Below are 25,930 nucleotides of genomic sequence, written 5' to 3' on the forward strand. Positions count from 1 at the left end.
TTGTTTGCATTCATTCATATATCATTTCCTATATAAAAAGTTGAATCTTTCTGCCATGTTCGTTTTTACCTCTCTGTTCATGCAGAATTGGTGTCAACCGGCTGTGCATAAGTTTTTTTGAAAGCGTTGTCAAAAATTATTTCAAGGGGGGATTGGAGAAAAGATGAGAAAATTTTTCTCCGTTGCGGTATTTCTTTTATTCGCTGTTATTCTTGTTGCGTGTGGGAAGGAACCTTCGAGCGGTTCTGAAGCGAAAGTGATTAAAATTGGCGGCATCTTCTCTGCTTCCGGGGGCGCTGCGCCATTAGGCAAGCCGGAGATGGAAACGATCAAGATGCTCGTCAAAGAATGGAATGAAAAGGGCGGCATTGACGGCAAAAAAATAGAGCTCATTGCATACGATGATAAGTCCGATCAAAATGAGGCGGTATTATCGACGAAGAAATTGATTGAACAAGAGAAAGTCACAGCTATTATTGGTGGCACGATTAGCGGCAATTCACTGGCGATGATTCCTCAAATTGAAAAAGCAGGCATTCCGTACATTTCCCTCGCTGCTAGCAAGCAAATTGTCAATCCGAATGATCATTCTCCGCGAAACTGGACGTTTAAAACCGCCCAAGGTGATGATATCGTCATTAATAAATTATTAAGCTATTTGAAAGAACAAGGCTTGACCAAAGTGGCATGGCTGAATGTTGCTAATGCCTATGGAACAAGCGGACATGATGAATTTAAACGGTTTGCTCCGGATTATGGCGTCGAAGCGGTCATCGAAGAAGAATTTGAGGCGACCGTAGACGATGCAAAAGCGATGCTGACGAGAGTGAAAAAAGCCAACCCGCAAGCGATTATCGTATGGGGAACCGCGCAAGAATCGGCAGTTGTTACAAAAAATATTCATCAATTAGGCATTACTACACCGATTATTGAAAGCCACGGCATTGGCACGAAGAGTTTTATCGATTTAGCAAGGGAAGCAGCGAACGGAGTAATCTTTCCAGTCGGACGTATTTTAGTTGCAGAACAGCTTCCGGATAGTGACCCGCAAAAAGAAACGCTGCTGAAGTATAAGAAAGATTTTGAGAAAACGTATAACTATGAACCAACTACATTTGGCGGACATGCGTGGGATGCGTTCCATCTATTAGTGAATGCCATTAAAGAAGGAGGAACAGATAAAGAAAAAATAAGAAAAGCATTGGAAAATACGAAAAAATTTGTCGGGATATCGGGAGTCTTTAATATGGAGAAAGACGATCATACGGGATTAACTGCGGATAGTTTAGTAATGGTGCAGATCAAAGACGGAAAGTTTGTGCTTGCGGAGTAAATGTGCGCAATAGGGGGAATTAGACAGCTAATTCCCTTTCTTTTACCTTTGATGAAAGGGAGGGAGCGGGACATGGATGGATGGAGCCAGTTCGTGCAGCTGCTTTTTTCCGGTTTGACAGTAGGCAGCATCTACGCTTTAGTGGCGCTTGGGTTTGTCATTACCTACAGCGTTACCGGCATTTTAAACCTCGCTCAGGGCGATTTTGCGATGCTTGGTGCGCTTCTTTGCATCACGTTTGTCAACAGCGGTATTCCCTTTGTCATCGCTATATTGCTTAGCGTTGTTGCCGTAATGGCGGTAGGGGGATTATTTGAACGATTAGCGATTCATCCAGCGAGAAACTCATCGATTGCAACGTTAATCATCATTACTATTGGAGCGGCCTTTGTTTTTCGGGGAATTGCCATTTTTATCTGGGGCACGCAGCCATATGCCTTGCGTCCGTTTACGGGAAATCACTCCTTAAACGTCGTTGGCGCCGTTATTCAAACGCAAAATCTATGGGCGATTGCCATTTCTTTAGTCAGTTTCATCGCTTTATATATTTTCTTTAATAAAACCTATATAGGAAAAGCGGTAACCGCCTGTGTGGTGAATCCATTCGCCGCTCGCCTGATGGGGATCGAGCCGCACAAAATGTCATTGGGGGCCGTGGCGGTCAGCGCGGGTCTCGGGGCGTTGGCCGGAATTGTGATTGCGCCTGTTTCCGGTGCTTCGTATGACATGGGAGTAATGATCGGGCTAAAGGCGTTTATCGCCGCGGTGATTGGCGGGCTGACCAATGCGCCTGCCGCTATTGCCGGTGCTTTTATCATCGGCATTTTAGAGGCGTTTACAGAAGGATATTTGTCCTCGGGATATAAAGATGCCATCAGCTTCGGATTGCTTTTGCTTGTGCTGTTCTTCATGCCAAACGGCATTTTCGCCAAGATGTCGGGAAAACGGGTATAGGGGGAAAGCGGTATGAAACTAGATGTAAAGAGAATCCACACCGGAAATGCAAAATGGTCACTGCTGTTTACGGTCTTATTGCTTGGTCTTCCCCTTATCTTTTCAACGAATAATTATTTGTTAAGCACGCTTATTATGGTCGGGTTTTATACGATTGTAAGCACTGGCCTGACATTGCTCATGGGATATGCCGGACAAATATCGCTAGGGCAGGCGGCTTTTTATGGAATCGGTGCTTATACGTCCGCTTATTTAACAGCACATGCGGGTGTTTCGTCATGGCTTGCCATGGCGGCAGGAGCAGCCATCGCGGCGATGGTGGCGCTTATTGTCGGCATCCCTGCTTTCCGGCTGCGCGAACATTATTTAGCGTTAGCTACGTTAGGGTTTGGTATCATTGTATTTACTTTTTTTAAAGAGTGGAAAGGTATTACAGGGGGATTAAACGGATTTTTTGGCATTCCGCCCATTCAGCTATTTGGATTCCCTTTGCAAACAGATTTTCAGTTTTATTACCTTGTATGGATTTTCGCTTTGATTGGCGTTCTTTTTGCCCGTAATATCGTTCGCTCAAGGGTAGGAAGGGCGCTGCTATCGATTCATGGAAGCGAGATAGCGGCCAATTCTCTGGGGGTGAACATTACAAAATATAAGCTGCAAATCTTTATGATCAGCGCTGTTTACGCGTCTGTTGCCGGCAGTTTATATGCACATTATGTTACATTTATTAACCCGGATCTATTTGGAATTGTTCCCTCTATTTATTTTTTAATTATGGTTGTCATCGGAGGGACCGGGAACGTCTGGGGCGGTTTGATCGGCGCAGCGGTGTATGTATGTTTGGGGGAGCTGCTAAAGGAAATGGTTCCAATGTTTATTCCCAATGCAGGCGGCGAATTTGAAATTGTCTTTTTCGGACTTTTGCTTGTTATTATTCTTATTTACATGCCAAATGGGCTATCTCATTCTTTATCAAAGGTGTTGAAACGAGCATCGTCGACATCAAGGCACAGAAAGGAGCCGATGTTGGTGGCGGAAAATGAAAATGCTGGCTCGGTGGGAGGCGAGCATTGATGAAAAAAAGTGTACTGTTGGAAATCGAGCAATTGTCGAAATCGTTTGGTGGGGTTCATGCGGTACAAAATGTGTCCTTTTGCGTCCGTGACCAAGAAATCGTCGCAATCATTGGGCCGAACGGAGCGGGAAAAACCACATTGTTTAACATTGTTACCGGCATTCTTCCGCCAACAAGCGGTTCTGTTCTTTTCAAAGGGATGTCCGTCACCGGTAAAAAGCCATATCAGCTTGCAGCATTAGGCATAACGCGAACATTTCAAAATCTTCAGGTGTTTATGAACATGACCGTCATCGAAAATGTGATGGTCGGAATGCACACGCGTCTGAAAACAGGAATATTCAGTGCTGGATTTCGTTTGCCACAGGTGTTCAAAGAAGAAAAACAAGCATTGAAACAGGCGATGGCTTGCCTTGAACAAGTTGGCATCGCCCATCTTGCTTTTGAAAAAGCGGACATCTTGCCATACGGAACCCAGCGGTTAGTGGAAATTGCCAGAGCAGCCGCCTCCCAACCTTCTCTTATTTTATTAGATGAACCGATGGCCGGATTAAACCCGCAAGAGTCCAAAAAGCTAGTGGACGTTTTATTAGCGATGAGAAACAACGGCATGACCTTTCTCTTTGTTGAACACGATATGGAAATAGTGATGGCGATTGCCGACCGCGTCATTGTATTAGACTATGGAAAGAAAATAGCGGAGGGATGCCCGGAAGAAATTGCCCAACATCCGGATGTCATTAAAGCGTATTTGGGGGAAGAGGAGGGGGCTTCATGCTGACGTTGAATCATTTACATGTATACCATGGCCATTTGCATGTGCTAAAGGGGATTTGCTTGCAAATCGGCAAAGGTGAAATAGTAGCGATTGTAGGAGCCAACGGAGCGGGAAAGAGCACGTTGCTGGGAACGATTGCAGGAGTATATTCGCCAAAAGCAGGAGAAATTATTTTTGAAAATGAACCACTCCCTTATGGAAAAGTCGAACAAATTGTGAAAAAAGGGATTTGTCTGGTCCCGGAACGCCGGCAAATTTTTGGTGATTTATCCGTCAAAGATAATTTACTGCTGGGTGCGTATCATCGATATCGGAATGATTTTCAACAAGTGATGAGAGATTATGAACATGTGCTTGAAGTTTTTCCAAAGCTAAAAACGATGCTGGACCGGCCGGGCGGATTGCTAAGCGGCGGGGAACAGCAGATGCTTGCCATCGGCCGGGGATTAATGGCGAAACCAAAATTACTGATGTTGGATGAGCCGTCTTTAGGTCTCGCTCCTCTGATTGTAAAAGAGATAATGAAACTATTAAGACAATTGCGCGATCAATTTAGCACTACCATTTTGTTGGTGGAACAAAACGTACGCGCGGCGTTGCAAATTGCCGACTATGCTTGTGTGCTAGACCGCGGCGAAATTATGATGCAAGGAAAAGCGGTTGAACTTCTCGACGATGAACGAGTGAAAAAAGCTTATTTAGGCATGCAAAACAAAAAGGAATATAACATTGCTAAATAGCGTAGATGAATCATCCGTTTTTTCAACCCGCTTCTGTGGAGAAAAGGACGTTTCCTTTTAAACATATCAGGAATGATCTTTACAAAACAGATCAAATCAGTGTTAATATAGTAATAATTATTATTGTGAAAGAACCATTCTATTGGTGCTTGCCGTATCGTGCCGTTTATCATTTATTCTGTTTTAAGTTTAATAATTAAAGAGAAAGGAAGTAAAAAATGGACGATCGTACATTTCGCAACGCGATGGGGAAATTTGCCACGGGTGTGACGGTGGTGACTACGGAATTTCAAGGGGAAGTCAAAGGGATGACAGCCAACGCCTTTATGTCCGTTTCCTTAAACCCAAAGTTAGTGGTGGTTTCCATCGGGGAAAAGGCACGGATGAATCCGATTGTCAAGCAAACGGGCAAATTTGCCGTCAACATTTTGGCGAGAGAGCAAGAAGATCTTTCCCGCCTGTTTGCCGGACAGCTAAAAGAAGATAGAAAAGTAGATTTCCAATGGGTAAACGGGCATCCGATTTTGCCTGATGCCTTAGCCAATATTTTATGTAATGTGCATAGCTCCTATGTAGCGGGGGATCATACATTGTACTTTGGCGAAGTGACAGACATCTTGATGAAGGATGAAGCGGGAGATCCGCTATTATTCTTTGAAGGTAAATACCGAAGCGTTGCCAAAGAATAAGAAGCAAAAACTGCCCGGAAAGGGGCAGTTTTTATTTTTTTTAATATTTATTTTTATCAGCCAATTTGATAAATAATGCGTTAGGTTCATTTTATGATTCAGTTGCGAATATATAATATTATAACCATCTTTTTCTATTGACCAACTGAGGTGAGGATTCGTGGATGAATTCACCAATAACGAACATATACTAGGGAACAGGTTATTGAACATATATCAGTCAATGACCGAATGGATCAAACAAAAAAGAACACAGTTTCCGCTTTCGTCACATGAAGAAAGTAGGGATAATTTGCTGGCATATTTATACGTAAAAGAAATGATGTCCCATGATCTCATTCAAGCCATTGAAGAGGAAGGATTATCGTCCATCTATGGACACGAGTCCCATATCATTTCAAGTATTGAACTTTTATTGAGACGTTTGCAGGCGCCTGCATTTCAGGATATAGATATAAGAAAAATTACTCGACAGCAGGCAAAACAGCTGATCGCTGAGCGAGCACGAACGGTGTTGGGAGAAGACCGGCGCTCTCGACGAACGCGCATCATGGTGACACTGGATGAGCAACTAATCGATGAGCCCGAAGTGATGGAACAGTTGTTGCTGCATGGCATGGATGTTGCCAGAATCAACTGCGCTCATGGTTCACCGGAAATATGGAAAAAAATCATTGAGGGTGTTCGTCAAGCAGAAGAACGGCTTCAAAAAAAACAACAATGGGAAAAGAGATGCCGCATTTATATGGATTTGCCGGGTCCAAAAGTTCGGGTAGATAGCATTGTATCGAATACCTATCCGGTAAAACTGTCAGTTCGAAAAGATGAATACGGCCAGCCAATCCAGCCCGTTACGGGGTTCCTATATCTTCACCCCCCGTTATCTTTTCCGTCAGAGCAAAGTGATGTGTCGTTTGTTTTAGAAGTAGCAACGAATGAGAGTATTACGATGGTAAGCGGAGATGAACTAGTGTTTATCGATGTTCGCGGGCGAAAGAGAAGGCTGAAGGTAATTGATGTCATTGCACCTTCTTGTTTTAAAGTCGAGCTTTCAAACACGGCATATATTCAAAAAGGGATTTGGTTCAAACATAAACGTTTTTCTTTGTTGCTGCAGTCGGTCACACCGATTCCCATGAAAGCGATTGTCAAAAAAGGAACCCGCCTTCAAATTTACTTCGATCGCACACATTTCGGGGCTGCGAAAATGGATGATGCGGTAAAGCTGACGACAACGCTTCCCAAAGCATTACGTAATGTGCGAGTAGGGCATCGGCTTTACTTTAATGACGGAAAAATTTTCGCTATGATCCAAAACGTAACAAATAAATATATAGAAGCCAAAGTTATTTCAACTGGAAGAAAAAACAAAATGATAAAAAAAGGGATGGGGATCAATCTTCCGGATTCATTGATGCATTTAACTGTTTCATCACTGACAGACCGAGATTTGCAGTATATTCCTTTTATTTGTAAATATGCAGATATGATTGGCTTATCATTCGTTCATACTCCCCATGATGTAGCAAAGCTGTATCGCATTTTGATAGAACAAGGTTCATCACATCTGACCATCATTGCTAAAATTGAAACAAGAGCAGCACTCCACAACCTTACTCGTATTTTGATGGAAGGGTTAACGCTTCCATCGTTTGGAGTGATGATTGCCCGCGGAGATTTAGCGATTGAGGTTGGATTTGAAAACATGTCTATCGTACAGCATGATATTCTCGCATTATGTCAAGCCGCCCATGTTCCGGTGATTTGGGCAACACAAGTGCTTGAAAATCTAGCGAAGAAAGGAGTGCCTGCCCGCGCCGAAATATCAGACGTATCGCTAGGACAAAAAGCGCAGTGTGTCATGCTGAACAAAGGACCGTATATTGTAGAAGCGGTAAAAATGCTAGCTAACGTCTTAGAAAAGGAAGAATCCCATCCACAAAAACGTGCAAAAATGATTGCCCGTTATATGGATCAACAGGGAGTTTTTCGATGAATCCCTCCCACCTTCATTCCATGAAAAGGTGGGAGTTTCTTACTGTCTCCATCAAAGAAGCTTCTGCGTAGAAGGAGGATGGCTCCTTCTGCTCGATGAATTCATCGGAAGTCTTTTTGATAGATCTGATTTTACCTGATAATTAGCGAATGTTTTTAATATAGCTTGTATGTAGCGGGTGATCTATAACATTGGGGAAGTGAAGGGGCAAGGGGATTCGTTATTGCCGAAGGGGAGCATCGCAGAGAAATAACAAAGAACTGCCCACATTTGTGGGCAGCTTTTTATTTTGATTTTAACACATCATGATCGACATAACGTTCGCCGTTTAATTCGCTAATGACGTTAATGGCCACTTTCGCTCCATCGCCGGCGGTGATGATCGTATGTACGCTGACGCCAGCTACTGTTCCCGCTGCCCAAATTCCTTCAATGTTGGTGCGTCCAGCGGCATCCACGTCGATAACCGTTTTAATACGCGGCTCTGTTCCTGGTTTTGTTTTCACGCCAATTGTTTCAGCGAGGTCGGTTGCCACGCCAGTTGCTAAAATAACATGTTTAGCTTCAAATGTTTGATTTTCGGTTTCTACACGAAAGCCCGTTTCTGATTTTTGGATGTTGACGACTTGATCATTCACAAGTTCCGCCCCAAATTTGACCGCTTGTTTTTTTCCTGTTTCCACTAAATCTGGACCTGTGGCTTCCATGACCCCATAGTGGTTTTCAATCCAAGCTCGTTTTGTAATGCTTTTGTCGTTGTCAATCAGTACCGTCTTCTTTCCCGCTTTTGCGGTAAAAATGGCCGCACTTGCCCCGGCAGGTCCAGCACCGATAATGGCAATGTCGTACATCGTTTCACCTGGTTACTAAAATCTATAAAAATCGACTCATCGCGATGGAACCAGGAAACACCGCTTGCCGCTCAGGAAACCCCTGAGTTCCATCAGGAAGGGAATTTCCCTTGTCATTCACCTGCTGTGAAAGACACCTCCGTGGCTCGCTGTCAGCGACGGCGCCTGTCGTGCACCATTCCCTCCATCGGTCCGTACACGACAACGATTTTAGCAACCAGGTCTACACCTCCTTTTTGTTAGAATATTTGTTCATTTTTATTATAACATTATCACCGTTTCCATCCAATTAATGTGTTTTATAAAATTAAAATTATTATTATTTAATATTGATTATTTATAAATAATATATATAATAAATGATAGCAATAATCATTTCATAGCAGTGAAAAGGAGAGTATAAACATGCGTAAACAAATCATTTGCGAACAATGTCATCAGCCGATCCGCCGGTTAAAACATTCGATTCTTTGTCAATGTGGGATGAAGATTATTCAACATAAGTAAGGGAATAGGGATCAATGGCACTCGAATCATAAACGCGACCAGCAAAGTTTCTGGCGTGGTTTCATTTCTTTGACAGAAAGGATAAACGGAGCGGAAAAAGGAATTTATAATATGACTTCGACTCGACGGCTAGGATTAGCCGTTTTATTTTTTATAACCATTCCTATCACGGCGATTTCGCCCCATTTGTAGGAAAATCTATCTATATGTTAACCTGTATATAAAATTTGGTTGACATTAAATAGATTGTCAGGCAAAATAAGAGAAAAAATATGGGATTGGAGGGAGAGAGATGAAAACGAAATCGCTTTTGTTAGCAGCGCTGTTTGCCGCGCTTACGGCCATTGGCGGGTTTATCAAAGTTCCGGTTCCATATGTGCCGTTTACATTGCAAATCGCTTCCGTTTATTTGGCGGGATGTTTATTAGGGCCGAAGCTTGGAATGCTGAGCCAGCTTGTCTATGTGCTTATCGGCCTTGCAGGAGCGCCTGTGTTCGCGGAAGGAGGAGGGCCTAGCTATGTGTTTCAGCCGACGTTTGGTTATTTGATTGGTTTTGTTGTGGGGGCCTATGTCAACGGATGGATGATGCAAGTCTTTCAATTTCGCCGGCCAGTAACGATATTTTTAGCAAATTTATCTACTCTTCTTGTTGTTTATTTCTTTGGATGCGCCTGGTTATACATGGCGATGAAATGGATCATGGAAAAGCCGCTTACCATTGGCCAAACGTTATGGTTTGGCTTTGTGCTTCCTGTACCTGGTGATCTACTGTTATGTGCTGCTTGTTCCGTGCTTGTTGCACGTATATTACCGCGTATTCACATTGTCATACGCAATCAGGAGGCGGTTTCCTAATGGGAAAAGCAATATTTATAACCGGAACAGGAACAGAGATTGGCAAGACGGTGGCAACCTCTTTTCTTGCCTTTGTTTTCCAAAAATTAGGGTTGAATGTAAAAATATTTAAGCCCATTCAAACCGGCTTAGCGGAAGATGGAGTTTCGTTTGCCGATCAATATTGGTACGAGAAGGTTGTGGGACTGCCGCAATCAGAAGGTCTATATTATATGGAACCTGCCGTTTCGCCGCATTTAGCAGCAACATTAACGAATACCACTATTGACCCGGCATTGATAGCGGAAAAAATCGAACAATGGAAACGTCAATATGATATCGTTCTTGTCGAGGGGGCGGGAGGCTTAGCGGTCCCGTTAATAGAGAAAGAACAAGGATTTTATATGACAAACGATTTGATTAGAGAATACAACATTCCAATTATCATTGTTTCCTTAGCAGGACTTGGCGCGATTCATCATACGGTGACAACTGTATCTTACGCACAGCAGCAGGACATTCGTATTCTTGGATTAATTTTTAATCAATTTAATGCCGAAAGCATCATTCATGTGAATAATATTGAAACAATAAAAAGAATGTTAGGTTTGCCGGTCATCGCCACATTGCCATCCCTTGCGAAGGTGACGAAGTATACGATGATGGCGATGGCGGAACGTTGGCTAAAGAATAACGAGCAAAAGCAGTTGTTACAGGAGGTGCTTTCCGTTGAGGTATAGTTATGAACGGTTAGAACAATGGGATAAAGAGTATGTGTGGCACCCGTTTACCCAAATGAAAACATATGTGCAAGAACATCCGCTGATTATTGAGCGAGGGAATGGAAGCTACTTATTTGATGTCAATGGAAACAAATATTTAGACGGATATGCCTCATTATGGGTAAACGTCCATGGCCATAATGATCCTGAACTAAATGAAGCCTTGCACATGCAAATCGAAACGATCGCGCATTCGACATTGCTCGGGTCGGCCAATGTGCCTTCGATTTTATTGGCGAAAAAGCTGATTGAGCTTTGGCCGGGGCTTTCGAAAGTGTTTTATTCCGACACGGGTGCCGCCGCAGTGGAAATCGCGTTAAAAATGGCGTACCAATATTGGAAAAACATCGATCCAGTTAAATATGCAAAAAAGAATAAATTTGTTTCTTTAAAAGAAGCGTATCATGGGGATACGGTCGGCGCTGTGAGTGTCGGCGGAATGGATTTATTCCATCGCATTTTTAAGCCGCTGTTGTTTGAACGAATCGAAGTTCCTTCTCCGTATGTGTATCGCATGGACGAATACGGCGGTGAAGAGGAGATTGTCAGCTATTGTTTACAACAGCTTGAAGATGTGCTGGCCCGCCATCATGAGGAAATTGCCGGCATGATTGTGGAGCCGCTCGTTCAAGGGGCTGCGGGCATCATTACACATCCAAAAGGATTTTTAAAAGGCGTTGAAACACTTTGCCGACAATATGGCGTGTTGCTTATTTGCGATGAGGTCGCCGTCGGATTCGGAAGGACAGGAACGCTGTTTGCGTGCGAGCAAGAGGATGTCCATCCGGATATTGTTTGCTTAGGAAAAGGCATTACCGGAGGATATCTCCCTTTAGCCGCCACATTGACAACAGAAGATGTTTATGCTGCGTTTTTAGGAGACGTTGATGAAGATAAGACGTTCTATCACGGGCATACATATACGGGGAATCAGCTATCTTGTTCTGTCGCTTTAAAAAATATTGAGCTCATCGAAAAACGGCATCTTGTCGAAAATGTAAGGAAAAAAGCAGAAATATTGGCAAAGAAGCTAGAGAAGCTTTATGAAATTCCAATTGTTGGGGATATTCGCCAAAAAGGATTAATGGTAGGAATTGAAATTGTTCAAGATCGAAACACGAAACAAATTTTTCCGCGCTCCGAAATGATCGAACATCGCATTATTCTGGAAGCACGAAAGCGCGGATTGATCATTCGCCCGCTCGGACCGGTGATCACGTTCATTCCCGTGTTAGCGATGGCAGAGGATCAGATGGAAACAGCAGTCCATATCCTCTTCGATTCGATCGCGGAAATGGCCAAAGTCGTTCGGTAATTGTTTTCACTGCTGCCTAGCGAGTCTAGGCGCCTATTTTTTTTGCCCAAAAGGTCAATCGCCCATGCCCTTGGCGTTTGTCCTACATATGTTGGAAGGGAAGAAGCAAAATAATCGGCAAAGGAGAGACGAACATGAACGATATAAGCTTACAAGATACAAGAATCTGGGGATTTGGCCGTCCGTGGGGATTTGGTTTTGGCCGCCCATTCTTTGGTGGTCCGTTCTTTGGTGGTTTTGGTCGCCCATGGGGATGGGGATTTGGTTTTGGCAGCCCGTTCTTTGGCGGCCTTTTAGGCGGACTGTTGGGTGGAGCGCTAACAGCCCCGTTCTATGGCGGTTTTGGTTATCCTTACTATGGCTACGGATTCCCTTATGGCGGAATATGGTGGTAATAAACATTGCTTAAGCCTGCCGGTTACATGGCAGGCTTTAATTTTTTACAAAAGTGATGGCTATCCGTATTATTCATATGAAAAACTTATGAAAAAGTAGGCTGATTCCTTGCTCCATTTGTCCTTCATTAACATAGCATAATGGTGTCCAGTTCTATTTTGTAAAGGGGGAATCGTGATGGTATATCCACCAGCATTTTTCGGCGGTCCGTTTTTAGGCAGCTTTCTAGGCGGATTGCTCGGTAGTGCGCTAGCATTTCCGCTTTTCTTCCGTCCAAGACCGTATTATCTATACCCTCCGTATGTTGTATTTTGGTATTAACAAACAGCGTCTCCCGCACCATGCGGGACGCTTTGTAATAAAAAATGGCAATATGAGCTTTTTATGTCATCGAATCGGTCTATCACAGGCATGGTTTCATGAAGCATTTCTATTTGATGTGGAGGGGTTTTTGTTTACGAGCATATTGACTTATCCTTTCAATTACAACTTAACTTTCTAATTTTTTACAAATGTTGTTGGGAGTATCATGCCGATTTATTTGGTTTTCCATGCTGAATGGGGCAATCATTTTTATAGTTGGGAGGTCGGAGCTCTGAGAAATTTCATACATAATCGCGAATTTACGGTGACGAATATCATTTTCTGTCAGGGCAATTGTTTCACCTGTTGTTTGGAGGAATGCACCTGTTTTATTATAATGTAAGAAGTTTGAAAAAAGTATGGAGGAAAAGGGCATGGATGAAACGTTTTTCCGGCAGTTTGAGGCGCTCATGGACAAATATACAGAGCTGTTGCTTGGTCAAACGAATGAAAAGTTAAAAGAAAAAGTAAAAGCATGGGCGTTATATTCTCATGTGGCAAAATCGATGCCGGCTCTTGCGAAACATTGGAATGAGCTTTACCCGGAGGCAAAGGAACAAATGAAGCAGCTCATCGCTGAAATCAAACGATTGAATGATGAAGCACGTGCGAACGCGAAAAAGCCATGATGTGTGCAATCATGGCTTTTTTGTTGCAAAAGGACGAGCGAGTATTACTGAACGGTATTTTGATATGGGAATTGATTGGTGTATCCTTGGAATTGCTGATATGATTGCTGCAGTTTTTGTGGATCGGCAGCTTCAAGTTTGTACCAGCCTTTTTTGAACATTAAGTTAAACAGCTCACGTTGACAATTTTGCGTTTCGGTAAAAATGTTCATCATGTCTTGATATAATTGTTGGTTGCTTGCTTCATTTAAAAATATGCCATATGAAGAAGCCATATATTTTTCCGTCGTTAACATATCATTTAGAAAATCACGGTCGTTCATTTGCGGTGTTTTTGGTATTTGCGTTTCTGGATTTTGAATTTGGTTTTGGTTCATGATCATTCCTCCTGATTGTTATTGCATTGTCATTTTAGGCTGGCTTGGACTTTGTAGGTGGCTTAAAATTTTTTGATAGTGACGTTGGTGCATTTGTCCTGCTTTTTCAAGCGCTTGCGCCACTTCTTTGTCTTGGCATTGGGCTGCAAAAAAATGTGCTTTTTTCATGGCGAGTAAATTCCAAGACATCATGTCGTTAAAATACATCGCGTCCTTTGCTGAGATCATTTGCGGCGGTTGCGGCATCACGTTTTGCTGTTGCATGCTCATCTGTTGTTGCATACATCATGCTCCCTTCCAAAATGAATGTTTCAGTTGTAGATTGTTCATTTTGTGGAAAACTATACACAGCGAGAATGTTGTCGAAAAAGATATTCAACAATAAGAAAACATGTTACAATAAAAATATGAATGCGTTTACGAAATAAGGGGGTACAATGATGGAGCAGTTGATGCGCGACTTTTTTTTGTTTTTATCGAAAAATAAGACATTAACCAAATTAGCGAAAAAATATGGTCTTCGCTTTGGTGCCTCCCGGTTTGTTGCAGGAGAAACGATCGAACAGGCTGTCGAAGTGATTAAACAATTAAATAAAAAAGGGTTGGCTGTGACGGTCGACTACTTAGGAGAATTTGTCGACAATGAGCAAGAAGCAAACGAAATGGCGAACCACTGCCTTGAGGCGATTAAGGCGATCGGGAGAGAAAAGCTGAATTCGCAGCTGTCGCTAAAAATGACATCGATGGGTTTGGATATCTCGGACGAGCTTGTGATGCGCAATATGCGGCGCATTTTGGATACGGCGAAACAATACGGCGTGTTTGTTACGATTGATATGGAAGATTATTCCCGTTGTCAAAAAACGCTCGATATTTTTAAACAGTTGAAAAAGGAATACGATAATGTCGGAACGGTATTGCAAGCGTACCTATACCGTACGGCAGCGGATATTGAAGACTTGAAGGAATACCATCCGAATTTGCGCCTTGTCAAAGGGGCATATAAGGAATCGCCGGAAGTGGCGTTTCCGGACAAAAAAGACGTCGATGAAAACTTTAAAAAAATCATTAAAATGCATTTATTAAATGGTAACTATACGGCAGTGGCGACCCATGACGATGCCATCATTGAATACACGAAGCAGCTTGTCAAAGAATATAACATCCCTAATAACCAGTTTGAATTCCAAATGTTATACGGAATTCGTCCGGAGCGCCAAGAACAGCTTGCACGCGAAGGGTATACGATGCGCGTCTATGTTCCATACGGCACAGACTGGTACGGCTACTTTATGCGCCGTCTCGCCGAGCGGCCGGCCAACGTCGCCTTTGTGTTAAAAGGGATTTTCCGCAAATAAGCTGTCCAAAAGAGTTGTGTGAAAGTTCCCCTCTCCAACTTGCCTGAAGGAAAAGCAAAACGCATCACGGTGTGTCTAGGTACGTGATGCGTTTTTTCATTGTATCGAGAAGGTTATTCTCCTTGCATATTATGCCGCTTATATTGCTGATTTTGGCTCGTGCGTTTGCCGCCGCCGTCCATTTCCACCGTCGGACCAGCGTTGCCTTTGACGCTTGCCGCGCTAATTCCGCGTTGCGAAGGATTTTTTTTCAGCCTTGCCATCGTATCACCCCCTGTTTATAGCGTCACCAAAAAAAGAAGGTGTCATAAATGAAAAAATTGTTAAGTTTATATATTGCGAAAATTATTAACATATTTTATATTTAGTATAGAAATCATTTTCATGGCGCATTTTTTTTCGCGATAAAATGAATGATGATTCATTCAATATGGGTAAGGGGGAAAAGGAATGGTGAAACGCATTCGACGTGCTGCGGTGCTGGGATCCGGCGTAATGGGATCAGGAATCGCGGCCCATTTGGCGAACGTAGGCATACCGACATTGCTTCTTGATATCGTGCCGCGTGAGTTGACGAAGGAAGAGGAAGCGAAAGGGTTAACGCTCGAACATAAAGAAGTGCGCAACCGCCTTGTAAATCAGGCGCTGCAAAAGCTGTTGAAACAAAAGCCGGCTCCGCTTATGTCCAAGGCGAATTTGTCGCTGATTGAAGTCGGCAATTTCGAAGACGATTTCCACCGCCTCGCCGAAGCAGACTGGATTATCGAAGTCGTTGTCGAAAATTTAGACATCAAAAAAGGCGTGTTCGCGAGAGTGGATGAAGTAAGAAAACCGGGAACGATCGTCAGTTCGAACACTTCCGGCATTTCCATTGAGGCGATGGCGGAAGGACGCTCGGAAGACTTTAAAAAGCACTTTTTAGGAACGCATTTCTTTAACCCGCCGCGCTATTTGAAACTGTTAGAAATTATTCCGACAAAAGATACCGATCCGAAAGTTGTTTCTTACATGAAAACATTTGGTGAAGAAGTGCTCGGCAAAGGCGTGGTCATGGCGAAAGATACGCCAAACTTCATTGCCAACCGTATCGGCACCTACGGCTTATTAGTTACGGTCAGAGAAATGATGAAAGGCGGATATAGCGTCGGGGAAGTGGATTCGATTACTGGACCGCTGATCGGCCGGCCAAAAAGCGCGACATTCCGCACGCTTGATGTCGTTGGCTTGGATACGTTTATTCATGTTGCCAACAACGTTTTCGAAAAAGTCGAGGGGGAAGAAAAAGAAGCGTTCCGCGTTCCGGACTTTATGAAAGCAATGCTGGAAAAAGGCTGGCTTGGCAGCAAATCCGGACAAGGCTTTTTTGTCAAACAAGGAAAAGAGATTTTCGAGCTCAATTATGAAACGTTGGAATATGAGCCGCGCAAAAAATTAACGACTCCGGCGGTGGAAATGAGTAAGCAAGCAAAAGGATTAGCCAATAAGTTGAAAGCGCTTGTATATGCCGATGACCGCGCTGGAACGTTCCTTTGGAACATCACCGCCCCAGCTCTGCTTTACTCGGCGAAATTGCTCGGTGAAATTGCCGATGACATCGTAGCCATCGACCGGGCGATGAAATGGGGGTTCGGCTGGGAGCTTGGGCCATTTGAAATGTGGGATGCGATTGGCGTTGAGCCATCCGTTCGCAAAATGCAAGCGGAAGGCATGGAAATTCCTTCATGGGTAACCGATATGCTTGCCAACGGATTTACATCTTTTTATCAATTGGAAAAAGGGCAAGTGTTCTATTATGACCGGGGAGAGTATAAACCTATTGAAGAGAATCCAAAAACCGTTCACATTAAGCGCATAAAAGAGCAAAAAGGCGTCATTAAGAAAAACAGCGGCGCCAGCTTGATCGATCTTGGCGATGACGTCGCCTTATTAGAGTTCCATTCGCCAAATAACGCAATCGGCACGGATATTGTACAAATGATTAATTATGCGTTGGAAGAAGTGGATCGTAATTATAAAGGGCTTGTCATTGGCAACCAAGGCAAAAACTTCTGCGTCGGCGCTAATCTCGCGATGATGCTGATGGAAGCGCAAGATGAGAACTACTTTGAACTTGAGCTTGCTGTCCGCCAGTTCCAGCAAGCGATGATGAACATTAAATACAGCCCGAAGCCAGTTGTAGCGGCACCGTTCGCGATGACACTCGGCGGCGGCACGGAAGTATGTCTTGCCACTGCGCACATTCAAGCAGCGGCAGAAACGTATATGGGGCTGGTGGAAGTCGGTGTCGGCCTCATTCCTGGCGGCGGAGGAAATAAAGAGCTGTATATTAAACATTTAAACAGCCTGCCAAACGGCATTGATTTCGATTTGCAAAAAATCGCCAATAAAGTATTTGAAACGATTGCGATGGCAAAAGTATCCGGTTCGGCAGCAGAAGCGCGTGAACTGAACTTTTTAAACCAGCGCGATGGCATTACGATGAACAGCGACCATTTGATTTATGAAGCGAAACAAGCGGTCATTTCCTTGTATGACCAAGGTTATCGCCCGCCGATGCGCAAAAAAGTGCCGGTCGTCGGGGAAACAGGATATGCGGCATTGCTTTTAGGAGCGCAATCGATGTTCCACTCCGGCTATATTAGCGAGCATGATTTGAAAATCGCGAAAAAACTCGCCTATGTCATTGCCGGCGGAAAAGTTCCGTACGGAACGGAAGTAGACGAACAATACCTGCTCGATTTAGAGCGGGAAGCGTTTTTAAGCTTGATCGGCGAGCCGAAAACACAAGCGAGAATGCAGCATATGCTTGTGAAAGGCAAACCGCTCCGCAATTAATGCTGGGGGAGGCTTGGAAATAACCGCTGAGAAAAATAGTGTTGTCGATGAAAGCGTCATCGCTGGCGAACTGCGCTTGGAAATAAACGCTTGAGAAAAATAGGGGGGAAGATTGTGAGAGAAGCGGTGATTGTAGCTGGAGCGCGCACACCGGTCGGAAAAGCGAAAAAAGGTACGCTCGCCCATGTACGACCGGATGACTTAGGAGCGCTTGTTGTGAAAGAAACGTTGAAACGCGCAGGAAATTATGAAGGAAATATCGATGACTTAATTATTGGCTGCGCGATGCCGGAAGCGGAGCAAGGTTTGAACATTGCGCGGAACATTGGAGCGCTTGCCGGGCTTCCATATACGGTTCCGGCGATTACGATTAATCGTTATTGTTCTTCTGGACTGCAAGCAATCGCGTATGCGGCAGAGCGCGTCATGCTTGGCCATTCCGACACGGTGATTGCCGGCGGAGTCGAATCGATGAGCTTAGTGCCGATGATGGGGCATGTCATTCGCCCAAACGCCAAGCTGGCCGAAGAAGCGCCAGAATATTACATGTCGATGGGGCATACGGCAGAGCAAGTCGCGATGAAATATGGCGTCAGCCGCGAAGACCAGGATGCGTTTGCGGTGCGCAGCCATCAGCGCGCGGCCAAAGCGATTCGCGAAGGCAAGTTTAAAGAGGAAATTGTACCCGTCGAAGTGACAGTAAGCAAAATTGAAAATAACAAACTAGTCGAGAAAACGATTCTTTTTGAAGAGGACGAAGGAGTCCGTCCGGATACGAATATGGAAGCACTAGCCAAGCTTCGTCCGGCATTTTCCATCAATGGAACGGTAACGGCCGGAAATGCGTCGCAAATGAGCGATGGCGCGGCGGCGGTGATGGTGATGGACCGCGAAAAAGCAGAATCGCTCGGCTTAAAACCGCTTGGAAAATTCCGTTCGTTTGCCGTTGCCGGAGTGCCGCCGGAAGTAATGGGAATCGGCCCGGTGGCGGCGATTCCGAAAGCGTTGAAACTAGCTGGCTTGGAGCTTTCCGACATCGGATTAATCGAGTTGAACGAAGCATTTGCTTCGCAATCGATCCAAGTCATTCGTGAGCTTGGATTGGATGAAGACAAAGTCAACGTCAACGGCGGAGCGATTGCGCTAGGCCATCCGCTTGGCTGCACGGGAGCCAAACTGACGCTGTCGCTACTTTATGAAATGCGCCGTCGCAACGTGCAATTTGGCATCGTGACGATGTGCATTGGCGGCGGTATGGGAGCAGCGGGAGTATTTGAATTAATCTAATTGGATCTAGCGGGCGGCGTAGTTCGCCGCTCGACGATATAAAATTTAGGGGAGGAGTACAAAAATGGCAAAAACATTGGAAAACGCGATTAAAGGTGGGAGCTTCCTTATCGAAGATATTCCTTGCGAACGCGTATTTACGCCGGAGGATTTTACCGATGAGCATAAAATGATTGCGAAAACGACGGAAGATTATGTCGTCAATGAGGTGCTTCCGCAATTAGAGCATTTAGAAAATCATGAATTTGACCGCTCTGTAAAATTATTAAGAAAAGCGGGCGAGCTCGGATTGCTTAGCGCCGACATTCCGGAAGAGTACGGCGGGTTAGGGCTGGATAAAATCAGCTCCGCGTTGATTGGGGAAAAAATGGCGCGCGCTGGCGGTTTCTCGATTTCCCACGGCGCCCATGTCGGAATCGGGTCGCTTCCAATCGTTCTGTTCGGAACGGAAGAACAAAAGAAAAAATACTTGCCGTCGCTTGCGACCGGTGAAAAAATCGCCGCCTATGCGCTGACAGAACCTGGTTCTGGTTCCGACGCATTAGGAGCAAAAACGACGGCGAAATTAAACGCCGAAGGGACTCATTATATTTTAAACGGGGAAAAACAATGGATTACGAACGCTGGATTTGCGGATATCTTTGTCGTATATGCGAAAGTAGACGGCGAACATTTCTCCGCATTCATCGTGGAACGGGACTTCCCGGGCGTATCGACCGGTGCGGAAGAAAAGAAAATGGGAATTAAAAGCTCGTCGACGCGGACGTTGATTTTACAGGATGTTCCTGTTCCGAAAGAAAACTTGCTTGGCGAAGTCGGCAAGGGACATGTGATTGCGTTTAACATTCTTAATATCGGGCGTTATAAACTTGGCGTCGGCGCGGTTGGCGGCGCGAAACGGGCGCTTGAAATTACGCTTCAATACGCAAATCAGCGCCAGCAATTTAAACGGCCAATTTCGCAATTTACGTTAACGCAAGAAAAATTCGCGACGATGGCTTCCCGTTTGTACGCAACCGAAAGCTCTGTTTATCGTACAGTCGGTCTATTTGATGAGCGGATGAGTCTTTTGGATAAAGAAAAAGCAAAAGACGGAAAAGAAATCGCCAAATCGATTGCCGAATATGCGATTGAATGTTCGCTGAATAAATTCTTTGCGACGGAAACATTGGATTATATCGTGGACGAAGGCGTACAAATCCACGGCGGCTACGGATTTATGCAAGAATATGAAATTGAACGCGCCTATCGCGATTCCCGCATTAACCGCATTTTCGAAGGGACAAATGAAATCAACCGTCTGCTCGTTCCAGGAATGTATTTGAAAAAAGCGATGAAAGGCGAGTTGCCGCTTTTGCAAAAAGCGCAGCAGCTGCAGGAAGAATTAATGATGCTCGCGCCAGAAGAAGTCGGCGACGGCGTGCTTGAACAAGAAAAATATTTAGTGCGCAACGCGAAAAAAATTGCGCTCATGGCGGCAGGATTGGCAGCACAAAAATTCGGCCCGAAACTCGAAGAAGAGCAAGAAATTTTAGTCAATATTGCGGATATTGTTGCGAATATTTACGCGATGGAATCGGCGGTGCTTCGCACGGAAAAAGCGATCAAAAACTCTGGAGAAGAGAAAAACAAACAAAAAATCCTTTATACGCAAATCTTTTGCCAAGAAGCGTTCAATGAAATCGAAGCCCATGCAAAAGAAACGCTCATTGCCGTGGAAGAAGGCGACGCATTGCGCATGATGCTGTCCGCTTTGCGAAAGTTGACACGCTACATGCCAATCAACATCATTGCGAAAAAACGCGAAGCCGCAGCCGCGCTCATTGAAGCCGAACGTTATATTGTGTAATAATGGAAAGTACCAGGCTTGTCCTGGTACTTTGCATATAAAGGATGGGTGAAGATGGCGTTCACGTTTTATTGGTATCCAAAATGCGGCACGTGCCGGAAAGCAAAAAAATGGCTTGACGAACATGGAATCGACGTACAAGCAGTGCATATCGTCGAAAATCCCCCGACAAAAGCGGAATTGACAGAGCTTTATCGCAAAAGCGGGCTGCCGTTGAAAAAATTTTTCAATACAAGTGGTATGAAATACCGGCAGTTAGGGTTAAAAGAAAAAGTGAATACCGCTTCCGAGGAAGAGCTTCTTGAAATACTTGCCTCAGATGGCATGTTGATCAAACGGCCGATTTTAACCGATGGGAATCATGTCCTTGTCGGGTTCCAAGAGGAACAATATGAAAAATTTTTCAACGAATGAGACGAATTCAGTGAGTTTTTTGGTAAAATTGGTTATGATGAAAAAGAGCATATTTTTTGTCAATATGGAGGGATGCGAGCATGAATACACCGAAAGAATTACGCTATTCAGAAGAACATGAGTGGGTGCGTGTAGAAGGAGACAAAGTGCGCATCGGCATTACGGATTTTGCGCAATCCGAACTAGGAGATATCGTGTTTGTCGAACTTCCGGAAGTAGGAACGGAAATTACCGCCAATGAGCCATTTGGCAGCGTGGAATCGGTCAAAACGGTGTCCGAGCTTTATGCGCCGATCAGCGGCAAAGTCGTTGAAGTCAATGAAGAATTAAACGACAATCCAGAGTATGTCAATGAATCCCCATATGAAAAAGCATGGATGATTGTCGTCGAGCCGAAAGATATGAGCGAGATCGATAATTTATTAACAGCAGAGCAATATGAAGCAATGGTAAAAGAAGGTTAAACCTTCCTGCCATGAATCATAAAAAGGATGGACACCCTATACATAACTGAATGGACAAAAAGGGGTGCTCCTATGGCATTAGAAACAAGACAAGTCAACATCACCGATCGCGTGATAGGCAAAATAAACGGTGATTCGGTTGAACTATATGTGGGGAATGAGCAAATTGGCCATCTTCCTTTTTCACAAGCAAGCCATTTGTTGCAGTTAAAAAGTGGATATGAACAGAAAAATGGACAAATTTATAAGGAAATGACCGTCACCGTTGAGCCAGATCAAAAGTATGTCGATTGCGACGGTGAGGCTGGTTGGTGCTAAAAGCAACGGTGTGCTGCCGTTGCTTTCTTCTTGTTTTTATAAGATGCGGTTCATGAAGCGGCGCCCGCCCGTTTCTGCGACGGAAACCATGGCCGCCGTTGTCATATAAATAATAGTACAACGACATTTACTTTTGGGTGATTGTTTATGACGGAAATCGAAAAAGTGATTATTGTCGAAGGACGCTCTGACAAACAAAAAATCGCCAATATTCTAAATGAGCCGGTGGAAATTATTTGCACCAACGGGACAATCAGCGATGCCAGGCTGGAGGAGCTGATTGACGAGCTTTATTATAAAGACGTTTATATATTAGTCGATGCCGATGAAGCAGGCGAAAAATTACGCAAGCAGTTTCGCCGCGAGTTTCCAGAAGCGGAACATATTTATATTGACCGTGCCTACCGCGAAGTGGCAGCCGCGCCAAATTGGCATATTGCGCAAGTATTATTGCGTGCGAATTTTGATGTGCATATGAATTATTTATTGAAAAGGTGAATAGGCAATGAAAAAAATAGAGCCGTTTGAAATCGATGAAGTCATTCGCAACGAAGAGGTAGTTTGCCTTTATTTATATACGCCGATGTGCGGCACTTGTCAGCTTGCCAAACGGATGCTGGAAGTAGTCGAGGAATTGTTTCCGTTTCTTCCGTTTTACCAGACGGATATTAATTATATACCGAAGCGGGCGGTTGCATGGAAAATTGAAAGCGTTCCATGCCTTCTTTTATTTCAACGTGGTAATATCGTCAAAAAGTGGTATGCGTTTCATTCTGTTCCTTATTTGCATGAAACAATAAAAGAGATGTTGCCGAACAGCCATTAGATTTTTTGAATCCAAAGATAGACTAGTTCATCGACGATTTGTGAACGATTCCCCTCCCCCATGATGTGTTTGGCGCTCGCGTTGAAAACAGCAGTTATTTTGCCTCCATTTGACATATTTCTTGGGAAATGACGGGAATTTTGTTCTTTTTCTAAATGATTTGTCGAGCTTTTTCTAAAGGATTATTTTCGCTCATATGGAAATAAATGAAACAAAGGGGAGGCGGATAAAATGAATATGCGTGAACTAGTCAGCCAACTTGCCGAACGAATGCAAACATTAAATCATCTATTGCCGATTTTACCGGAAGAAGAGCTGTACGTTCGCTTTGAGTGCGAAACGGAAACAGCAGTCGTGGCCATTTCAAAACATCAAATCAGCCCAAAAGCGGAAGTAGACGAGCGTCGGGTATTAACGGTGCGCGGGTCAAAAGAAGCATTGGAATCGCTATTAAGCGGAAGGATGAAATTGCAGCAGCAAATTCGCCTGAAAGAAGTGTGTATTTCCGGAAGTTTCCGGCATATGTTATTGTTGGAGTCATTGCTTCACTTAGCCAAGCCATATCGATATGTTTGTTAAATAATGTTTCACATAATTTCCTATGCAAAAAATTCATAGGCGCAGAAAATAGTGCTGCCATTCAGAAAAAACTTTGATTACAAGAAGCGGAGAGGCTGCCCAGTGCAATCCCGCAATTGATTTTCCTAACACGGTGCTAATTCCAGGAACCTAGACGGCTCGAAAAGATCAAAAACATGTCCCCCTTCTCTCCCTGACAAGAGAGAGTTTTTATTACAAATCAAGGGGGGAACAGAGGATTTGGTCGTCTGTTGGGATTGGAAAACATCAATGAATGAATTGAGGATTTAGGGCAGACCATTGCCGCTGCGACGTGGATTACTTTGAATATTTCCGTTTCATCATAAAAGTAAGATTGCCGAAAAATATGGGAGAAAAATTTTTTTTGTTGACATGATTCGACATAAGATGATACAATCACATTCGTAAATTAATTTGTAATTAATTGAAGATTTGTAATTGAATAATATGATTGTTGCGCTCTTATCAAGAGAGGTGGAGGGATGTGCCCAATGAAGCCCGGCAACCGTCAGCATATACGCTGAAATGGTGCCAATTCACACAAAGCATCTGCTTTGGGAGATAAGAGACGGAATGGTAATGATTACCTTTCTGTTCTCTTCGAGCAGAAAGGTTTTCTTTTTGGAACGAGCCGCCTGCTAGATGAAGGAAGGTGAAAATGTGCATGATTACGTTGGAAAATGTGACAAAAATATATGAAGCGGCAAGCGGGTCGATCACCGCAGTCGACAATGTTTCTTTGCAAATTAAGGAAGGGGAAATTTTTGGAATTATCGGATATAGCGGCGCGGGGAAAAGCTCGCTCATCCGTCTTCTTAACGGATTGGAAAAACCGACAAGCGGTAAAGTCATTGTTGCCGGACGGGATATGGCTAATATTAAAGGAAAAGAATTGCGAAAGGCTCGCCAGGAAATCGGGATGATTTTCCAGCATTTTAATTTATTATGGTCAAGAACCGTTCATGAAAATATTGCATTTCCTTTAGAAATTGCTGGTATTCCGAAAGAAACGCGGAAAAAGCGGGTCGATGAGCTAATTCAGCTTGTCGGGCTGCAAGGAAGAGAACATGCTTACCCGTCACAGCTGAGCGGCGGGCAAAAGCAGCGCGTTGGCATCGCGCGTGCGTTAGCAAACAATCCAAAAGTGTTATTGTGCGATGAGGCGACATCCGCGCTAGACCCGCAGACAACCGATTCCATTTTGGAGCTTTTGGTGGATATTAATAAACGTTTAGGATTGACGATCGTATTAATTACCCATGAAATGCATGTGATTCGTAAAATTTGCGATCGCGTCGCAGTGATGGAGAACGGAAAAATTGTCGAGCAAGGCGAAGTGCTGCAAGTGTTCCGGCAGCCAAAACAAGAGATTACGAAACGGTTTGTGCAACAGGTTGTTGAACCGGAGGAAACAAAAGAAACGATTACCCATCTGCTCGATAAATATCCGAACGGAACGGTTATCCAATTGACGTTCGTCGGAGAGGCTGCGGAACAGCCGCTGATTGCCAATGTTGTGCGTCAGTTTCAAGTGGATGCAAATATTTTACAAGGGAAAATTTCACAAACTCATCAAGGCGCCTACGGTGTGCTGTTTGTTCATATGGATGGGGAAAAAGAGGAAGTGGCCCGCGCGATCGATTATATTCGCCAGCAGCAAGTGGCAGTGGAGGTGATTACGGATGCTCGCTAACCTCTTGCCGAACGTAGAATGGGATATGATTTGGGCGGCTACGGTTGAGACGCTTTATATGACAGGCGTCGCCGTTGTGGCGACATTTATATTGGGAACGATTCTTGGACTGCTTTTATTTTTAACGTCAAAGGGAAACCTCTGGGAGAACCGCCTGGTGAATATGATCATTGCTGCTATTGTTAATGTTTTCCGTTCCATTCCATTTATTATCTTAATTATTTTGTTAATCCCGTTTACGAAATTCGTTGTCGGAACAATGCTTGGCGCCAACGCGGCATTGCCGGCTTTGATTATCGGAGCAGCGCCATTTTACGCGAGAATGGTGGAAATTGCGCTCCGTGAAATTGATAAAGGCGTCATTGAAGCCGCGAAAGCGATGGGGGCATCGACGGCAACGATTATTTGGAAAGTGCTGCTTCCAGAGTCACTGCCTGCGCTTGTGTCTGGAATTACTGTAACGGCGATTGCTTTAGTCGGATATACGGCGATGGCAGGGGTTGTTGGTGCCGGCGGTCTTGGAAACTTAGCCTATTTAGAAGGATTCCAGCGCAGTCATAACGATGTCACGTTTGTCGCTACCGTTCTAGTTTTAGTAATTGTCTTTGTCATTCAGTTTATTGGTGACTTTGTCACTTCCAAAATAGATAAACGATAAAAAGGGGG

29 protein-coding genes and 1 riboswitch are annotated in these 25,930 nt (G+C 44.1%); of the genes, 25 read left to right on the forward strand and 4 right to left on the reverse strand.

The annotated features are described in order from the left end of the window. Positions 1-163 precede the first annotated feature (163 nt). From BV455_RS11320 to BV455_RS11350, 7 genes are all read left to right on the forward strand, one after another. Positions 164-1,333: an ABC transporter substrate-binding protein gene (locus tag BV455_RS11320; protein WP_042409094.1), complete on the forward strand. Its 1,170-nt coding sequence runs from the start codon at positions 164-166 to the stop codon at positions 1,331-1,333. Positions 1,334-1,405: 72 nt separating this feature from the next. Then, positions 1,406-2,287, forward strand: a complete 882-nt coding sequence (locus BV455_RS11325) for a branched-chain amino acid ABC transporter permease (RefSeq protein WP_218687211.1) — start codon at positions 1,406-1,408, stop codon at positions 2,285-2,287. Positions 2,288-2,299: 12 nt separating this feature from the next. After that, positions 2,300-3,361, forward strand: coding sequence for a branched-chain amino acid ABC transporter permease (locus BV455_RS11330; RefSeq protein WP_218687212.1), 1,062 nt, complete (start codon positions 2,300-2,302; stop codon positions 3,359-3,361). Then, positions 3,361-4,143 carry an ABC transporter ATP-binding protein gene (locus BV455_RS11335; RefSeq protein ID WP_218687213.1) on the forward strand — a complete coding sequence of 261 codons (783 nt, stop codon included), beginning with the start codon at positions 3,361-3,363 and terminating at the stop codon, positions 4,141-4,143. Before BV455_RS11330 ends, BV455_RS11335 begins: the two co-directional genes overlap by 1 nt. Further along, a complete protein-coding gene (locus BV455_RS11340; RefSeq protein ID WP_042409085.1) occupies positions 4,137-4,880 on the forward strand; it encodes an ABC transporter ATP-binding protein in 744 nt (247 codons plus the stop codon). Before BV455_RS11335 ends, BV455_RS11340 begins: the two co-directional genes overlap by 7 nt. A gap of 218 nt (positions 4,881-5,098) precedes the next feature. After that, positions 5,099-5,569, forward strand: coding sequence for a flavin reductase family protein (locus BV455_RS11345; RefSeq protein WP_042409083.1), 471 nt, complete (start codon positions 5,099-5,101; stop codon positions 5,567-5,569). A 205-nt stretch (positions 5,570-5,774) separates the two neighbouring features. Next, positions 5,775-7,565 (forward strand): pyruvate kinase, encoded by a 1,791-nt coding sequence (locus BV455_RS11350; RefSeq protein ID WP_245005278.1) that lies wholly within the window; start codon positions 5,775-5,777, stop codon positions 7,563-7,565. A 284-nt stretch (positions 7,566-7,849) separates the two neighbouring features. Here the strand turns inward: BV455_RS11350 and BV455_RS11355 are convergent, their stop codons facing one another. Continuing rightward, positions 7,850-8,416, reverse strand: a complete 567-nt coding sequence (locus tag BV455_RS11355; protein WP_061580106.1) for an FAD-dependent oxidoreductase — start codon at positions 8,414-8,416, stop codon at positions 7,850-7,852. Between the two features lie 799 nt (positions 8,417-9,215). On the opposite strand from BV455_RS11355, the gene BV455_RS11360 reads away from it, so the two are divergent. The 6 genes from BV455_RS11360 to BV455_RS11385 all read left to right on the forward strand — a co-directional run bounded on the left by BV455_RS11360 (position 9,216) and on the right by BV455_RS11385 (position 13,243). Beyond that, complete coding sequence (locus tag BV455_RS11360; RefSeq protein ID WP_061580105.1) at positions 9,216-9,779, forward strand: biotin transporter BioY; 564 nt, start codon at positions 9,216-9,218, stop codon at positions 9,777-9,779. After that, on the forward strand, positions 9,779-10,498 hold the full coding sequence (gene bioD, locus BV455_RS11365) for a dethiobiotin synthase (RefSeq protein WP_017434747.1): 720 nt from the start codon (positions 9,779-9,781) through the stop codon (positions 10,496-10,498). The genes BV455_RS11360 and bioD overlap by 1 nt, the downstream gene beginning before the upstream one ends. Continuing rightward, the gene (bioA, locus tag BV455_RS11370; protein WP_042409076.1) at positions 10,488-11,855 is read left to right on the forward strand and encodes an adenosylmethionine--8-amino-7-oxononanoate transaminase; all 1,368 of its coding nucleotides are present in this window, start codon (positions 10,488-10,490) and stop codon (positions 11,853-11,855) included. Before bioD ends, bioA begins: the two co-directional genes overlap by 11 nt. Before the next feature lie 134 nt (positions 11,856-11,989). After that, entirely contained in the window at positions 11,990-12,250 is a 261-nt protein-coding gene (locus tag BV455_RS11375) for a hypothetical protein (protein WP_042409073.1), read from the forward strand. A gap of 178 nt (positions 12,251-12,428) precedes the next feature. Further along, a complete protein-coding gene (locus BV455_RS11380; protein WP_169735605.1) occupies positions 12,429-12,572 on the forward strand; it encodes a hypothetical protein in 144 nt (47 codons plus the stop codon). Between the two features lie 416 nt (positions 12,573-12,988). Continuing rightward, a complete protein-coding gene (locus BV455_RS11385; protein ID WP_042409071.1) occupies positions 12,989-13,243 on the forward strand; it encodes a DUF2573 family protein in 255 nt (84 codons plus the stop codon). A gap of 44 nt (positions 13,244-13,287) precedes the next feature. Here BV455_RS11385 and BV455_RS11390 read toward each other — a convergent pair whose 3' ends face one another. Next, the gene (locus tag BV455_RS11390) at positions 13,288-13,620 is read right to left on the reverse strand and encodes a spore coat protein (RefSeq protein WP_042409069.1); all 333 of its coding nucleotides are present in this window, start codon (positions 13,618-13,620) and stop codon (positions 13,288-13,290) included. 18 nt (positions 13,621-13,638) lie between these two features. Then, complete coding sequence (locus tag BV455_RS11395) at positions 13,639-13,902, reverse strand: hypothetical protein (RefSeq protein ID WP_042409067.1); 264 nt, start codon at positions 13,900-13,902, stop codon at positions 13,639-13,641. Between the two features lie 158 nt (positions 13,903-14,060). On the opposite strand from BV455_RS11395, the gene BV455_RS11400 reads away from it, so the two are divergent. Further along, positions 14,061-14,978: a proline dehydrogenase family protein gene (locus BV455_RS11400; RefSeq protein WP_042409066.1), complete on the forward strand. Its 918-nt coding sequence runs from the start codon at positions 14,061-14,063 to the stop codon at positions 14,976-14,978. A 113-nt stretch (positions 14,979-15,091) separates the two neighbouring features. Here BV455_RS11400 and BV455_RS11405 read toward each other — a convergent pair whose 3' ends face one another. Continuing rightward, positions 15,092-15,241, reverse strand: coding sequence for a YuzL family protein (locus BV455_RS11405; protein WP_017434755.1), 150 nt, complete (start codon positions 15,239-15,241; stop codon positions 15,092-15,094). A gap of 187 nt (positions 15,242-15,428) precedes the next feature. Here BV455_RS11405 and BV455_RS11410 point away from each other — a divergent pair, with 187 nt between their 5' ends. From BV455_RS11410 to BV455_RS11460, 11 genes are all read left to right on the forward strand, one after another. Continuing rightward, entirely contained in the window at positions 15,429-17,813 is a 2,385-nt protein-coding gene (locus BV455_RS11410; RefSeq protein WP_061580103.1) for a 3-hydroxyacyl-CoA dehydrogenase/enoyl-CoA hydratase family protein, read from the forward strand. 114 nt (positions 17,814-17,927) lie between these two features. Beyond that, positions 17,928-19,100 (forward strand): acetyl-CoA C-acetyltransferase, encoded by a 1,173-nt coding sequence (locus BV455_RS11415; protein ID WP_042409064.1) that lies wholly within the window; start codon positions 17,928-17,930, stop codon positions 19,098-19,100. A gap of 64 nt (positions 19,101-19,164) precedes the next feature. Then, positions 19,165-20,949, forward strand: coding sequence for an acyl-CoA dehydrogenase family protein (locus BV455_RS11420; protein WP_017434758.1), 1,785 nt, complete (start codon positions 19,165-19,167; stop codon positions 20,947-20,949). 54 nt (positions 20,950-21,003) lie between these two features. Then, entirely contained in the window at positions 21,004-21,363 is a 360-nt protein-coding gene (locus BV455_RS11425; protein WP_017434759.1) for an arsenate reductase family protein, read from the forward strand. 80 nt (positions 21,364-21,443) lie between these two features. After that, positions 21,444-21,827: a glycine cleavage system protein GcvH gene (gene gcvH / locus BV455_RS11430; RefSeq protein WP_017434760.1), complete on the forward strand. Its 384-nt coding sequence runs from the start codon at positions 21,444-21,446 to the stop codon at positions 21,825-21,827. A gap of 72 nt (positions 21,828-21,899) precedes the next feature. Further along, positions 21,900-22,145, forward strand: coding sequence for a YusG family protein (locus BV455_RS11435; RefSeq protein ID WP_061580102.1), 246 nt, complete (start codon positions 21,900-21,902; stop codon positions 22,143-22,145). A 147-nt stretch (positions 22,146-22,292) separates the two neighbouring features. Continuing rightward, on the forward strand, positions 22,293-22,643 hold the full coding sequence (locus BV455_RS11440) for a toprim domain-containing protein (RefSeq protein ID WP_017434762.1): 351 nt from the start codon (positions 22,293-22,295) through the stop codon (positions 22,641-22,643). 7 nt (positions 22,644-22,650) lie between these two features. Then, positions 22,651-22,971 carry a thioredoxin family protein gene (locus BV455_RS11445; RefSeq protein WP_042409056.1) on the forward strand — a complete coding sequence of 107 codons (321 nt, stop codon included), beginning with the start codon at positions 22,651-22,653 and terminating at the stop codon, positions 22,969-22,971. A 231-nt stretch (positions 22,972-23,202) separates the two neighbouring features. Continuing rightward, entirely contained in the window at positions 23,203-23,550 is a 348-nt protein-coding gene (locus BV455_RS11450; RefSeq protein ID WP_017434764.1) for an SCP2 sterol-binding domain-containing protein, read from the forward strand. A gap of 480 nt (positions 23,551-24,030) precedes the next feature. Continuing rightward, positions 24,031-24,139: riboswitch (SAM riboswitch) on the forward strand. A gap of 96 nt (positions 24,140-24,235) precedes the next feature. Next, complete coding sequence (locus BV455_RS11455; protein ID WP_042409053.1) at positions 24,236-25,264, forward strand: methionine ABC transporter ATP-binding protein; 1,029 nt, start codon at positions 24,236-24,238, stop codon at positions 25,262-25,264. Then, complete coding sequence (locus BV455_RS11460; protein WP_218687215.1) at positions 25,254-25,922, forward strand: methionine ABC transporter permease; 669 nt, start codon at positions 25,254-25,256, stop codon at positions 25,920-25,922. The genes BV455_RS11455 and BV455_RS11460 overlap by 11 nt, the downstream gene beginning before the upstream one ends. Positions 25,923-25,930 lie beyond the last annotated feature (8 nt).

The sequence above is a fragment of the Parageobacillus caldoxylosilyticus genome (genome assembly GCF_019272935.1).
Lineage (GTDB): Bacteria > Bacillota > Bacilli > Bacillales > Anoxybacillaceae > Saccharococcus > Saccharococcus caldoxylosilyticus.